Raw genomic sequence first — 13,231 nt, 5'->3', positions numbered from 1 at the left:
TCCTGATCGCAACCGCTGCCTGCTAGGTGGCAAGCAGCCTGCCAGATCGACTGGACTTCCTAGTCCGATTATAGACGGCCTGTAGCGGCGTCGAGGGCCTCGCCAGCGGTGAGTCCGCGGACCTCCTCCGCCACAACGCCGCCATCGAGGCCGACGTTGACCGCGATCTGCTTGAGCGGGGCCTCCAGGGCGACCTTGACGATGTTGGCGCCGGTGGCCTCGTCACCGTTTCCAGGGCCAGGCCCTCGAACAGGCCGCCGGCAGGGCCCGAGGGGTCTGGACGAGGCCCCGCAGCCCCGGCTCGGCATCGCGGCGGGACGTGCGAGCCGCCTCCCCCTACAGGGCCCCGGAGTTGAGGCCGGCTTTCGAGGCACGCCCGCAAGGCCGTATCACTCAGCTCGTCGCCGCGACGGAGCGTCGCCCGACCCTTGAAACTCGGACTGTCTAGTCCAATGCACGACCACGGGCGTTCGTCAGTTGGCGCGTTCGCGCGGTGCGCGGTCGGGTACCCTCGCGCGGCCCGGGAAGCGACTGTCGACGAGTTCCTTGTATTGAGGGTGGTCGGCAATGTAGTCCGCCACGAAGGGGCAGTAGTTGGTGAGTTTCAGGTCTTGCGCTCGTAGATCGTCCAGGGCGTGTTTGACGAGCCGGGTTGCGACCCCTCGGCCGCGGTACTCAGGCTCAACGATCGTGTGGGTGAGCGTCACGCGTTGATCGCCTCTCGGTGCGTGGTAGACGATCATGCCGACAACCTGTCCGTTAACCACGGCTTCGTACGAGCCGCTGTCGCTGTTCTTCTGCACATTCATCTCGGGGTTCACTTGGTTTCTCCTAATATTTCCTAGGGCAGTTCGATCTTCGCTGCCCGGTTTGGGCGGCTCGAGTCTGGCCAGGAGCCATCGCGCGTCAGCAAAGCCCCCATCCTGTGCCGAATCGGCGAGGGCAAAGCAATCTCAGGGTCGTGGTCCCGTCGATGCCGTCGTCATCGTATAACTCCGCTGCACGGCGTTATAGGTCCAACCCCACGTCCAAAGGGTAGAGCAGCACGGACCGCGGAACGTAACGGGACCGTTTTGAACGGCCGCGTTTCGGTCCGCGCTGACTCGACTAGCGGGCTATATCTCGGCGCCGCGCTCGACCTCCACCAGTTGGTCAGGGGACGCCCGCATGCTCGGGCGGCCGACCTGTTTCACCGTTGTCTCGGTGCGCCGACCCGAGGAGCTGCACGCGCAGCATCGACATCACCGGCACGATTCGACCGGCCACCCCGAGTGCGGGTTGTCGGTACCAGGGTGAAGTGGCCGCCGATTCGCCCCCGCACCTCAACCGCGTCTCCCACTTCGACAGCCTCGTGGAGGAAGCCTGAGACCTCACCGCCCGGGAGGAGACCTCGATGGTGAGATCGATCTTGCGCACGGCGAGGCCTGTTCCCCGCAAATCCGAGAGCGCTCCCGGCGCCGCGCATCGGTCGATGCCGTGATACTCGAGCGCATGATCGCCGACTTTCGACACCGGGGGCTGCCGAACATGACATCGATCGCGATGCGATGGTTGGCATCCCCCGGCACGGCATAGGCAGCCAGATCCCCCGCAGGAGCGGTCTGAGGATCAGACTTCCCCTCCCTCCAGAAGTGTCGGGGCCGGATCGCAGTACGCCGAGCCTCCAGTGATTCCGCGGAGCACACCGCGTCTCCGTCAGCGTGATCGTGGGTCTGAGTTGGGTTGCGTTTCCTGCGCCGTGGCCTGAGCTGCTACTTCGGAGGGGGCGGCCTGGTGGCCGGCGTGTGCCTCGCGGCGGTAGCGCTCCAGCAGGTGCGGGTAGTGCAGCTCGAACGCCGGACGCTCCGAGCGGATCCGCGGCAGCTCGGTGAAGTTGTGCCGCGGCGGCGGGCAGCTGGTGGCCCACTCCAGCGAGTTGCCGAAGCCCCACGGGTCGTCCACGGTCACCACACGGCTGTATCGGTAGCTGCGGAAGACGTTCCAGATGAACGGGAGCGTCGAGGCACCGAGCACGAACGCACCGATCGAGGAGATCGTGTTGAGCGTGGTGAACCCGTCGGTGGGCAGGTAGTCGGCGTAGCGGCGGGGCATGCCCTCGGCGCCCAGCCAGTGGTGCACCAGGAACGTCAGGTGGAACCCGACGAAGGTGAGCCAGAAGTGGATCTTGCCGAGGGTGTCGTCCATCATGCGGCCGGTCATCTTCGGGAACCAGAAGTAGATGCCGGAGTAGGTGGCGAACACGATGGTGCCGAACAACACGTAGTGGAAGTGCGCCACCACGAAGTAGGTGTCCGAGACGTTAAAGTCGACCGGCGGCGAGGCCAGCAGAACTCCAGTGAGGCCGCCGAGCAAAAACGTGACCAGGAAGCCCAGCGCGAACAGCATCGGCGTCTCGAAGGTCAGGTGACCCTTCCAGAGAGTGCCGATCCAGTTCACGAACTTGATCCCGGTGGGGATCGCGATGAGGAACGTGGTGAAGGAGAAGAACGCCAGCAGCACAGCTCCGGTGGCGTACAAGTGATGAGCCCAGCGCGTCGCGTCCCACCTGGCTGAACATGTTCCTAAGGAGGTGCGGCCTACGACGCGTACTTCGAGCTGAACTGGGCCACGTTCTTCCTTTTTCTTTTGGTAGGTAGCGGTGGTCTCGACAGCCGATTTGAGATCACAGCGGCTTGCCTCTAGGCGCGACCGTCATCACCGAGCAACACAGGAGTCAGGATGTCTGAGAACCGTTTCATCGACGACGCCATCAACCGTAGCGCCGAAACCGCGGAAGATCGCGCCAAGCTCACCAGCATGGTCGCCGAAACCGCCACCGGCGCACCGACGACCACGGCAGAAGAAGGAGGGCCAAGTGACGGTTCGATCCTGAACTTCGCGCTCAACTTGGAGTACCTCGAAGCGGAGTTCTACCTTCGTGGCGCAACAGGTCAGGGACTGCCCGATGACATGGTAGGTGGGACAGGGACGCCCGGCCAGGTGTCCGGCGGCCGACAGGTCGCCTTCCGTAGTCCTCTGATCAAGAACATCGCCCGCGAGATCGCCATGGACGAGCGAGCCCACGTTGCGTTCCTCCGCGGCGCACTCGGTGACGCGGCCGCTGCGCGCCCACGGATCTCCCTTGACCACAGCTTTACCGCCGCGGCGACTGCGGCCGGATTGATCAAGCCCGGAGAGATCTTCGACGCCTATGCGAACGACCGCAACTTCCTCTTCGCTGCCTTCCTCTTCGAGGATGTAGGAGTCACCGCGTTCAAGGGTGCGGCACCGTTCATCTCCAACAAGACCTACCTGGATGCAGCAGCAGGCCTGCTGGCCACCGAGGCCTACCACGCCGGGATCGTGCGGGCCACGCTGTTCAGTGAAGGGCTCGCGGATGACTCGGTGTTCGACGCCGTGCACAAGATCTCCGCGGTTCGCAACGCGGTCAGCGGCCCCGCTGACGATGATCAGGATCTCGGCACCAAGGACGAGGCCAACCTGGTTCCCACCGATGAGTACGGCCGTACATTCGGCAGGAGCGCCGCGCAGATCCTCAACATCGTCTACCTTGATTCCCAAGCAGGCTCCTCCGGCGGCTTCTACCCAGATGGACTCAATGGGGACATCGTCCAAGGCACCGGGCCCGCCGCGGGCTAGTTTCTGCCTCCGCCATTCAGCCGTGCCGACGGAAAGCTCATGGAGCGAGCGAGGCAGCTCAGTCGGGTGCGAATGCGTGTTTGAGAGGGCTCGGCGTGTCTGTGTGATCACCCGCCTGTCTCGGTTCCGGTGGACCGATGCCCGGACGAGAAACACCCGCGGCGGGCGGTGGTCGACGCGATCCTCGCTGCTCGCGTACCAGCGCCGCCGCTCAGCTCGGGATCCCGGAGAGCGAGTGGTGGACAGCGGGCGCCGCGCAGGCTTGACCGAGGGTGCCCAATTACTCGTCGAGCGTCCTTACCGCTGCTCACCCCCCAGCTGAACCGCTGGGTGCTAGGCGAACCACACCTCCGGCCGCGCTCCGACCCGTAGACATGGACTCCACCACAGGACGAGCATCGATACTGGTTCCTCGGCGCGATCACGCGGTAGCCCTAGTTCGACCGGCCCAACCTCGGTACGGACCGTCTTCGGCGAGCCACCGTTGCGAGGCTTCCTGTACGTGCCGCCGCACGATCACCCTTCTCATGTCCGAGATGCTCGGACATGTCCTCGTTCAAGGCAGTTTGCAGTACCGTTTGAGTATTCGCCGCTGGTCAGGCAGGTGGTGGCGATGTGATCGGCGCGGCCGGATCCGGCTGGTGGCGGTAGGTGGCTGGGTATGTCCAGCCGGACGGTTCGCCGCCGGACTTCTGGCTGTGAGCGTGCGGCGCTGGTGGGCGTCTGGTGAGGAGGCGGCGTGGCTGCCGCTGGGGCGGAGGCCCGATGGTTACTCGGTTAAGCGACCGGATCGCCGGGGAGCAGGCGGCGCTGCGGCGGGTGGCGACGCTGGTGGCCCGGGCGGCGCCGCCGGAGGAGGTGTTTGCCGCGGTCGCTGAGGAAGCCGGGCGGCTGCTGGGCGCCCACCACGCGTGGATGACCCGGTACGAGCCCGATGGCGCGGCAAGGTTGGTCGCCACGTGGAGCAGCACCGGCGCCGCCGTCCCCGCCGGGACCCGGCTGAGCCCTGGCGGGCGGAACGTGTACACGCTGGTATTCCAGACCGGCCGTCCCGCGCGGATCGACAGCTCCACCGACGCCCCGGGCGCCGTCGCCGACCTCGCCCGTGAGTTCGGTTACGGCGTGGCCGTGGGCGTGCCGGTCAGCGTCGAGGGCCGCCTGTGGGGCGTCATGATCGTCGCATCCTCGCAAGGGGAGCAGCTGCCGGCCGACTCCGAGGCATGGCTGGCTGGGTTCACAGAGCTGGTGGCAACCGCGATCGCCAACTCACAGGCGCGGGTGGAGCTGCGCTGGTTCGCAGGGGAGCAGGCGGCGCTGCGGCGGGTGGCGACGCTGGTGGCCCGGGCGGCGCCGCCGGAGGCGGTGTTTGCCGCGGTCGCTGAGGAAGCCGGGCGACTGCTGGGCGCCCACCACGCGTGGATGACCCGGTACGAGCCCGATGGCGCGGCAAGGTTGGTCGCCACGTGGAGCAGCACCGGCGCCGCCGTCCCCGCCGGGACCCGGCTGAGCCCCGGCGGGCGGAACGTGTACACGCTGGTATTCCAGACCGGCCGTCCCGCGCGGATCGACAGCTCCACCGACGCCCCGGGGCCGGATTGCGAGGTCGCCAGCGAGCTGGGCGTCCGAACGGCTGTCGGCGTGCCGGTCAGCGTCGCGGGCCGCCTGTGGGGCGTCATGGTCGTGTCATCTACGCAAGAGGAGCCGCTGCCGGCGGGCACCGAGGCCCGGTTGAGCGGGTTCACCGAGCTGGCCGCGACCGCCATCGCCAACGCCGAGGCCCATGCAGAGCTGGCCGCCTCCCGGGCGCGGATCGTGGCCACCGCCGATGCCACCCGCCGGCGGATCGAGCGCGACCTGCACGACGGCGCCCAGCAGCATCTGGTCTCCCTCACTCTGCAGCTACGAGCCGTGCGGCCGGCCGCGCCGTCCGGGGTCGGTGAGCTGGTGCGGCAGCTGGACGAGGTGGCCACTGGGCTGGTCGAGGTGCTGGAGGAGCTGCGCGAGATCGCCCGCGGCCTGCACCCGACCATCCTGGCCGAGTGTGGACTGCGCTCCGCGCTGAAGGCGCTGGCCGACCGCTCTGCGGTCCCGGTCCGGCTGGATGCCCGGGTGGAGGGGCGGCTGGCCGAGCCGGTCGAGACCGCCGCTTACTACGTGGTGGCCGAGGCGCTGACCAATGCGGCCAAGCATGCTCACGCCACCGCCGCCGAGGTCCAGGTGGCCGCAGGTGAGGGCGTGCTGCACGTGCGCGTCCGCGATGACGGCTGCGGCGGCGCCGACGTCACGCGCGGCTCCGGTCTTACCGGCCTCAAGGATCGGGTCGAGGCGCTCGGCGGTCGCCTGGCGCTGCACAGCCCGCCCGGAGAGGGCACCACTCTTCAGGTTCAGCTCCCGGTGGAGCAGGCCAGCCCCACCGCGGCAGGTGCGGCAGGCCCAGGCGCCGCAAACAGCGCGCAAGTGGTGCAGCCGTGGTCGCGTTCTCTCAAACTTTGATCTTTAACCTTCGGGTTGGTGCGAAGGTGCAGCTCTCCTGCAAGCGATGCGCGACTCCGCGCCGACCTCGACGCCCGTAGGCGGGGCCAGACGACATGGCCCACCGTGCGGGTGCCAGTCGGTGTCGGCTGGCCGACGCCCTGGAGCGGATGGGTGTGCCGCCGCCCTCCGGGCTGCGCGCCGGCGCCCGGCTCGCCAGCCCACCACCGGCAGCAAAGGTAGCCACCCCCGAGCTGATGACGGCATGATCTGAACCGCAGAGCCTCACCCGGACCGAGCTACACCACCCAGCTCAGTGTCAAAGTGATCACGGCTCGGCCGGCCGGCCACACCCCTGTGTTGGATTCGGACCGCACGCTTTCGAGATCTGCGGACGGGCGTCCGTGGCGGGTCGTACCCGTTCCTACCTGCCACACCTGATCGCGCCAGCCGAAGCTAGCGGACGGCGCCTAATGAGACCACGAGTGAAACTAACGAAGATCATCAGCGGCAAGCTCGTCCACCCGGTCGGTTCTGCGGCCGAGAGATTTCCGGAGCGCTGTCGTTCGCTCGAGAGGGCCCTATGGCCTGATCCAGGTCGGCGAGCACCCGGCCTCCTCCCCGGAGCCGGGCCGGCAGGCGCAGACAGCTTCGCTCTGCTCAGGAGCTGGGGACGCGGGGCGGGGGTGCGCCGGGGTGCTGATCACGGCCGGCTGCAGGGGGTGCCAGCCTTTCGGTGGGAGCGAATCCGCCCTTCGGGCGTTCGGGGCAGCATGGCGGCCGGGCTCGCCGCGGATCCGGCGGATCGCCCGCCGCACCGCCAACGCCACGAGCCGGACGTACGCGCTCACCGTCAGCCACACAGTGATGGTGCCGTAGGCCGCGGACCGCAGGCGCAACCGGCTTACCACTGGTGCAGCCATCGCTGACCCGGCGGCCGGTTTGATCTGGGCCTAACTCACCCTGCCTGGAGCGTGCCGCGACATGGGCGCCGGACGTGTCGTCGCTGCAACCTGGGTCAGACGGCACCTGTGGCCGGCCCACAAGCACCGTGCCGAACAGCAAGCACGCCTCAAGGTCACACCGGAACGCCCCCGTTCCGCGCTCCGCCTTCATGGCCGACAGGAAGGATTACTTCCGACATATCTCGCTGCTCCCCGACCACGGATCTGCCTCACCTGTCTCTGCGTTCGAAGCCGTGGATCCTTCAAGATCTTTCACGGTCCCCCGGGCCCGAAACATCGGTACGGCGCGCGAATGATCGCACCCGGCGACCACCATCCCCGCGAAACACCGGCGCTTCGAACGCCGGCGCTCTGCCAGCGCGGTCGGGGACTGCACGACGCAAGCGCGGGCCCGCCCGTGGACGGGGCCCGCTGCCCGTCAACGCGGACTGGTTTCCTCGGCGAGGAGCGCGAGCTCCTGCAGGGTGTGCTGCAGCAGCGTGGCCAGCGAGGTGACGGCGTCCAGGGCGAGTGTCGGTTCGCCGCAGAGGGCGGCGACCTGGATTTCCTCGCGTGCCTGGCAGACCTGGGCCTCGAGGGCGGTGAGGCGGGTCGCGCGGGTGTCGGACTCGATGATCTCATGGGTGGTGGTCATGAGGGCCTCCGGTGCTCGGCGTTGGGGGAACGCGGCACTGCCTCAGCGCGCCGGGGCGGGGGTCCCGCAGGGACGGCGGGGGTTCTGGCTCGCCCATCCCGGTGTGATCGCAAATGCAACCGCCAGCCGGCCCCGAAACGTGCGGGCGATCTCGGCGGGATGGGCGGGCCAGGTTCATCGCCGCTCGCCCCCGCCCCGGTGTGCTGACCTCCGGCGATCCACCTCAGCTGGGCACCGGAGACCCGACCCACCACCACATGACCACGCATCCGCCACGCCTGGCCACCTCTCCCACCCGACCGACCACGAAACAGCAACGCCTCTGACCAGCGCTGGCCATCAGGGACCGGCGCCTGCGAGACACTGATTGGGCGCAGCGTGCGGTGGCCGACTCGGCCACCCGTTGCCCGGAACGGCACCACCTGCAGTGCACACGACCGCCTGTCCCCGCGGTCGACGCTCTCGACGGTGTGGAGCAGACCCGGCCAGCCGTTAGGCTCTGCTGGGTGAGTTCGCCGGGCTGGCACGGTCAGGGATGTCGTCTATCCGGCGTGGATGCCGGGCGCCGTAGGCGAGGCCGTCGGTGATGTCCCGCGAGATGTGTGCAGCGGTGTAGCCCTCGACCCCGATGAAGTGCTGGGCAGCCGTGGTAAGCGCGGGCCGTGCCTCAGTTTCGGCCAGGGCGCCGCTGGCGACCCAGTGTCCGAGCCGGCGCGCGGCGCGCAGCAGCGTGGTGTGCCGCTCCCCCACTCCGGCGGCCGCGACCGCAGCGATCTCTCCGTCCACCACGGCTCGCAGGTAGGCGGCGGCTCGTCGATGGGAGACCGGGCCGAGGCTGCGGGCTTCGGAGGGTCGCGGAGGTGGCTGCGGGGTCAGGGCGGTGAGCAGCCATCCGGGAAGCGGGGCGATCGGATAGCGGCGCACCACTCGGTAGGTGCCCTCGGGGCGGACGGAGCCGGGACCCAGGACGTAGCCACCGTGGCCGCGGGTGTCCACACACCATCCCAGGCCACAGCGGGCACCGCCCTGGCTGTTGCGCAACTCGACCCCAGCGGGTGGACGGAAGTACCAATGGGTGCCGCCGCTCGCGGTGGCCACGACGAGCGTGTGCGGCGGCCAGGGCGCACCGGCCGCGGCCGCGAGTCGGGCCAGCACATCGAACCCGCCCCGGGCGCCGGCCCACTCGCGCGGGCCCGCGTAGGGGACGAGGTCGAGGTCGATCACAAGCAGGCCGCTCTTCCCCGTGGCGATCCCGATGTTGTAAGGCCGCGCGTCCCACCAGCGGCGGATCTGCTCGAGGTCGCGGGTCGCCGCGGTCTCCCAGCCCTTCACCGCGGGGATCTTGCTGCGCGGGCGGATCGGGAACACGTATCGACCGGCCGTGGCCGCAGCGGTAGCGGCGTTCCCCAGGCGCGTACCGGCCCGCCGAGCCTGTCCGAGTCCCGGACGGCGGTCCGGTTGGCGGCGCGGTGTCGTCGTGGTCATCGGGCTCAACTCCGTCGGGTCCGGCTGTGCTTGTGTCGGCACGCCAGAACGGCCCGGGGTTCCGGGCCCGCGACCCGCCAGGAATGGGGCCGTCGAAGATCGCGGTTATGTCGCGGGCCCGGGTTCTCGGGCACCGTGTCGGGCCGACACGAGACACGAGCCGCGCTCCGGGAGCGATGAAGCCAGGTTGCCCGCGCGACCGTGACGAGCCGCAGCACGAAAAGACGCCCGGCGGTCCGGACCGGGGTGGTCCGGACCGCCGGGCGTCCGGGGTTCAGGCGACCTCGTCCTCTGTGGCCGGCTCGGGCAGCAGCTCCGGGGCGGGGTCGGTGTCGGGGCGCTTGTTGCGGGTGATCTGGGCGGTGGCGTAGCGGAGGCTGGCGGCGATCTCGGCGGCCTCGAGCTTGATGCCGCGTCGCCGCTCGCCGTCCTTGGTGTAGGAGTCGTCGGCGAGTTGGCCGGTGATGGTGACGGTGGCGCCCTTGGCCAGGCTGGTGGCGGCGTTCTCGGCGAGCTGGTTGAACGCCACGACCCGGTGGAAGACCGGTGGCAGGTTGGTGTAGCCGCCGTTGCGCCGGTCATAGCGGCTGCGGTTGACCGCGACGCTGAGGGTCAGGACCGGCACCCCGCCGGGCGAGAAGCGCAGCTCGGGGTCGGCGGTGAGGTTGCCGTGGATGGTGATCTCGTTCATGTCGGGCTCCCTGGTGCTTGGTGTCGGTGGGTGACGCGGCTGGGGCCTCAGCGCGGTGCGGGTGGGGTCCCCGCAGGGGACGGCGGGGGTTCCGGCTCGCTCACCCCGGTGTGATCGCAGCGCCTTATGGCAGCCGACATCGCGACCGCAGGCGATCTCACCGGGATGGGCCGGGCCGGGTTCATCGATGCTCGCCCCACCCGGGCTGTGCTGACCTTCGGGCGTCATCAACAGACACCACAACCTGGCAACGACGATGGGCGCGATCAACCCGGCAGGCTGGCCGGGCGGGAGTAGCTCCTTGGGACGACACCCGGAGCTGCACGCGCCCCGTGAGCGTTGTGTGATTGCGCGCCGGCGCGGGCTCGCGGTGGAGCCCGCGCCAGCGGGTGGTGGGTTACGGGTTGAGCCAGCGATCAACGATGGCCGCTTGCAGGGGCACCGAGGGGACCACGTGCCGGTCCTCGTCGGGGAGGTCGTGGCCGTTGATGCAGATGCTCCAGCGGTCGTCGCCGGTTTTGCGCCAGTCGGTGAAGGTGCGGGTGCTCACCAGCAGGAACCGGTCGTCGCCCCAGGCCAGGACGGCGACGATGGTGAGCGTCCCGCGGCGGTGCGCGGCCTCGTGGTAGTGCAGGCACAGCGGCACCGCACCGGTATGCCTGCAGATCTCGACGAGCAACCCACGCGCAGCGTTGTGGGCGCCGAGCATCCCGTGGCTGCCGCGCAGCGGGATGTTCGCACGGACTCCGTGGGGCAGGATCCAACTACGGGCCTCGTCCTCGACGCTGATGTGGTGCCTGCCCATCACCACCGCCCTCCTTCCGGCGCGTCGGCGTGCACACCGTGTAGCTCCGCGGTGATCGCCTCGTTACGGCCGTCGCGGTCGGTGCACTCGCGCCAGTCGATGCGCGAGTCGTCGGTCCAGGTCTGGTGGGTGCTCTGCGGGGTGGGTGGCATGGGTCCTCCCGGGCTCGGCGTCGCGGTGACGCAGCCCGGGGTCAGCGCGCCCGGGGCGGGGGCCCGCAGGGACGGCGGCGGTTCCGGCTCGCCCATGCCGGCGGGATCGCGCTGGCCGTTTTCCGACGGTTGGTCGGCGTGTGCGCGGTGTCGCTGGCATGGTGTGGGCCGGGTTCGTCGGCGCTCGCCCTGCCGCGGTGTGCTGCCGTCGGGCGGCCCGAGACGCCGAGCAGCAGGCGTGCGCGACCGGCCGGTGTGACCACGTGCTGATCTACTGGTCGTCGTGGCAGCGGTATGGGCTCGAAGACGATTCGTCATCAGGAGGTCACTCGTACCGTCGCAGCGCCCTGGGTCGCGGGGAAACCACGAATCGACATGAGGGCCGCTGAACGTTGTCGGCTTCGCGGCACGGCGGACGTTGCCCTCGCTCCGCCGAGCGGGGCCGCCGGATGCGGTCGGTGAGACCGTGGATGGCCTCACCGACCGAGTGGGGATGGGCGTCAGCCGTCTTCTCGGTGACTGTCGCTGACGGTGTCCGCGTCGACGTTCTGCTCGATGGCCCCCGTTGCCTCGTCGACCTCCTGGCCCGTCGCCTGCATGGCGTTGGTCTCGTTATCGGTGGCGTTCTGGTTTTCGCCGTCAGCGCCACCGCCCGCCTGCTCCGCGTCGGTCGTGGAGGCGTCCGGGGTGAGCACGAGCTGCTCGACCGGGGACAGCGGGTAGCCCCACCGCTGCAACGCAGCGAAGTAGGCGCGGGTCTCGCTGCTAGGGGTGCGCCAGCTGTGCCGCCCGGTGCCCTGCTCGCCGGCACCAAGCAAGATCGCCAGCATCAGCATGGTCGCCCGGATCGGCGTGGCCGTCTCCGCCGCGGCGGCGATGGGGTTGGTCGAACCGTGGTCGACTACGGCGTCCATGCCCAGCAGCTGGCGGGCGGTGGCGTGGCCGGACTCCATGGCCCTGCGCACGTCGTGGCTGCCCCGACCGAGCGTGGCCGCGATGAACTGGACCGCGTCCTTCGGAGCCGACTTGCGGGCCAGAAACGTGGTCCGCAACCACTCGCGCCGGACCGTGGTCGCCGAGTCCCAGTCCTTGTTGTTCGCGATCACCCGGCGGCGTTCGGCCTTCTCCGCCTCACTCATCCGACCACCCGGACGACCACCACCACCTGCCGGCGCTGCCGAGGTGTTGTCCCAGCGCGCACTGTGCCCGTTCGCTTCCGCGTCGATGCACACCTCGGTGGTGGTGAGCGTGGCTTCGCGGGCGCCCCAGCCGCGGCGGACCTCGACACAGACGGCCTGGCCCGGGCAAGCCTGGTGGGCCACGGGGGTCAGCTCGGTGCCGCTGGGATCCGCCGCGCTGGGCCGCAACCCACTGATCGGCGACGCCCCATCAGCTTCGGTGACGACCCGGACACCGGCGGCGGTGAGCTCGGCTACCCGCTCGGCGACCAGACGTTGTTCCTCACGCTGGTCACGCAACCGCTGCGCGACGTGGTCGAACTGGGCCGGCTCGCTCTGCGCGGTAACGGTCAGGGCCTTGACCGCCTCAACACCCTTCTCGCTGCCATCATCGAACTCGGCGATCACCGCGACCTGATCCAGCGGAATGTCGTACCGGTTCAACACCGCCGCCGCGAGCTCGCTGCGCGCGACCGCAGTGGTGACCTTGACCCGCTTCACCGGAGTGTGGGTCCGGCGAGCGATCTGACCCGCCGTCAACCCCAAGTCCAGCAGCTGCTGATGGGCCGCCACCTCCTCCGCCTCGGAATTGCCCGCCCGGTGCAGGTTCTCCTCGAGCTGATCCACAATCCGCTCGATCTGCCCCGCACTGTCCTCCTCCGGGTCGGCGTCCGGCTCGACCAGAACCCGCACCTGGGCCAGGCCGGCCTCGATCGCGGCCAAGGTGCGGCGCTTACCCTTGCGCACCACCAGCGCCCCATCCTCGGCCCGGCGGCGGACCTGAATCGGCTCCCGAACGCCACGGTCACGGATCGAACGGACGAACCCCTGGTCCAGGACAACCTGGCGGCGGATGTTCGGGCCGACGATCAGCTCGCGTGGGTCAGCCTGCAAGAGTTCGCCGAGCGGATTCTCGGAGTCGCTTGCGTGAAGCTCGGCGCCGGAATCTGGGTGGATCTCGTGCTGATCGAGCTGTGGGTCAGTCATTGCGGGCTCCTAGCCGCTTGGCCGCTGTCGCTGTGCTGCAGCGGATGGTGTGTCCCGGTGTGGGACGCACCCCGCTCGGCAGCGCTCGCCCGGCTCGGCCGGAGGTTCCGGCTGGCCCGCCCGGCGTGGACCAGCAGGCGATGCACACACACGACGCCGAAGAAGCTGGTTCACCCGGCGCGGGCCGGCACGGGTTCATCGGCATAGAGACCGGGCGGCGATG

9 protein-coding genes and 3 pseudogenes are annotated in these 13,231 nt (G+C 69.4%); 2 read left to right on the top strand and 10 right to left on the bottom strand.

The features are described from left to right. Positions 1-77: 77 nt before the first annotated feature. From groEL to ACQPZQ_RS14635, 3 genes and pseudogenes are all read right to left on the bottom strand, one after another. Positions 78-250: pseudogene (gene groEL, locus ACQPZQ_RS14645) on the bottom strand (chaperonin GroEL); the annotation flags it as partial. Positions 251-473: 223 nt separating this feature from the next. Next, on the bottom strand, positions 474-821 hold the full coding sequence (locus ACQPZQ_RS14640) for a GNAT family N-acetyltransferase (protein ID WP_433295928.1): 348 nt from the start codon (positions 819-821) through the stop codon (positions 474-476). Between the two features lie 874 nt (positions 822-1,695). Next, positions 1,696-2,529 (bottom strand): annotated as a pseudogene (locus ACQPZQ_RS14635) (cytochrome c oxidase subunit I); the annotation flags it as partial. A 189-nt stretch (positions 2,530-2,718) separates the two neighbouring features. Here ACQPZQ_RS14635 and ACQPZQ_RS14630 point away from each other — a divergent pair. Beyond that, complete coding sequence (locus ACQPZQ_RS14630; RefSeq protein WP_433295926.1) at positions 2,719-3,639, top strand: ferritin-like domain-containing protein; 921 nt, start codon at positions 2,719-2,721, stop codon at positions 3,637-3,639. 402 nt (positions 3,640-4,041) lie between these two features. On the opposite strand, the pseudogene ACQPZQ_RS14625 reads toward ACQPZQ_RS14630, so the two are convergent. Then, a pseudogene (locus tag ACQPZQ_RS14625) lies at positions 4,042-4,223 on the bottom strand (transposase); the annotation flags it as partial. A gap of 181 nt (positions 4,224-4,404) precedes the next feature. Here ACQPZQ_RS14625 and ACQPZQ_RS14620 point away from each other — a divergent pair. Next, positions 4,405-6,132 carry a sensor histidine kinase gene (locus ACQPZQ_RS14620; protein WP_433295924.1) on the top strand — a complete coding sequence of 576 codons (1,728 nt, stop codon included), beginning with the start codon at positions 4,405-4,407 and terminating at the stop codon, positions 6,130-6,132. 1,362 nt (positions 6,133-7,494) lie between these two features. On the opposite strand, the gene ACQPZQ_RS14615 is transcribed toward ACQPZQ_RS14620, so the two are convergent. The 6 genes from ACQPZQ_RS14615 to ACQPZQ_RS14590 all read right to left on the bottom strand — a co-directional run bounded on the left by ACQPZQ_RS14615 (position 7,495) and on the right by ACQPZQ_RS14590 (position 13,008). After that, positions 7,495-7,710, bottom strand: coding sequence for a hypothetical protein (locus ACQPZQ_RS14615; protein WP_433295922.1), 216 nt, complete (start codon positions 7,708-7,710; stop codon positions 7,495-7,497). Positions 7,711-8,202: 492 nt separating this feature from the next. Then, positions 8,203-9,195: a bifunctional DNA primase/polymerase gene (locus tag ACQPZQ_RS14610; RefSeq protein ID WP_433295920.1), complete on the bottom strand. Its 993-nt coding sequence runs from the start codon at positions 9,193-9,195 to the stop codon at positions 8,203-8,205. 274 nt (positions 9,196-9,469) lie between these two features. Beyond that, positions 9,470-9,886 (bottom strand): single-stranded DNA-binding protein, encoded by a 417-nt coding sequence (gene ssb / locus ACQPZQ_RS14605; RefSeq protein ID WP_433295918.1) that lies wholly within the window; start codon positions 9,884-9,886, stop codon positions 9,470-9,472. A gap of 397 nt (positions 9,887-10,283) precedes the next feature. After that, complete coding sequence (locus ACQPZQ_RS14600) at positions 10,284-10,691, bottom strand: hypothetical protein (protein WP_433295916.1); 408 nt, start codon at positions 10,689-10,691, stop codon at positions 10,284-10,286. Beyond that, positions 10,691-10,843 (bottom strand): hypothetical protein, encoded by a 153-nt coding sequence (locus ACQPZQ_RS14595; protein ID WP_433295914.1) that lies wholly within the window; start codon positions 10,841-10,843, stop codon positions 10,691-10,693. The genes ACQPZQ_RS14600 and ACQPZQ_RS14595 overlap by 1 nt, the downstream gene beginning before the upstream one ends. A 500-nt stretch (positions 10,844-11,343) precedes the next feature. Further along, the gene (locus ACQPZQ_RS14590) at positions 11,344-13,008 is read right to left on the bottom strand and encodes a ParB/RepB/Spo0J family partition protein (RefSeq protein ID WP_433295912.1); all 1,665 of its coding nucleotides are present in this window, start codon (positions 13,006-13,008) and stop codon (positions 11,344-11,346) included. Positions 13,009-13,231 lie beyond the last annotated feature (223 nt).

The sequence above is a fragment of the Pseudonocardia sp. CA-142604 genome, assembly GCF_050948475.1.
GTDB classification, from domain to species: domain Bacteria; phylum Actinomycetota; class Actinomycetes; order Mycobacteriales; family Pseudonocardiaceae; genus Pseudonocardia; species Pseudonocardia alaniniphila.
The sequence above is the reverse complement of the archived record's forward strand: the minus strand, read 5'-3'. Positions and strand labels throughout refer to the sequence as shown.

Coding starts and splice junctions, on each gene's coding strand:
- ACQPZQ_RS14630 (WP_433295926.1), top strand. CDS start 2,719: ATGTCTGAGAACCGTTTCATCGACGACGCCATCAACCGTAGCGCCGAA.
- ACQPZQ_RS14620 (WP_433295924.1), top strand. CDS start 4,405: ATGGTTACTCGGTTAAGCGACCGGATCGCCGGGGAGCAGGCGGCGCTG.
- ACQPZQ_RS14615 (WP_433295922.1), bottom strand. CDS start 7,710: ATGACCACCACCCATGAGATCATCGAGTCCGACACCCGCGCGACCCGC.
- ACQPZQ_RS14610 (WP_433295920.1), bottom strand. CDS start 9,195: ATGACCACGACGACACCGCGCCGCCAACCGGACCGCCGTCCGGGACTC.
- ssb (WP_433295918.1), bottom strand. CDS start 9,886: ATGAACGAGATCACCATCCACGGCAACCTCACCGCCGACCCCGAGCTG.
- ACQPZQ_RS14600 (WP_433295916.1), bottom strand. CDS start 10,691: ATGGGCAGGCACCACATCAGCGTCGAGGACGAGGCCCGTAGTTGGATC.
- ACQPZQ_RS14595 (WP_433295914.1), bottom strand. CDS start 10,843: ATGCCACCCACCCCGCAGAGCACCCACCAGACCTGGACCGACGACTCG.
- ACQPZQ_RS14590 (WP_433295912.1), bottom strand. CDS start 13,008: ATGACTGACCCACAGCTCGATCAGCACGAGATCCACCCAGATTCCGGC.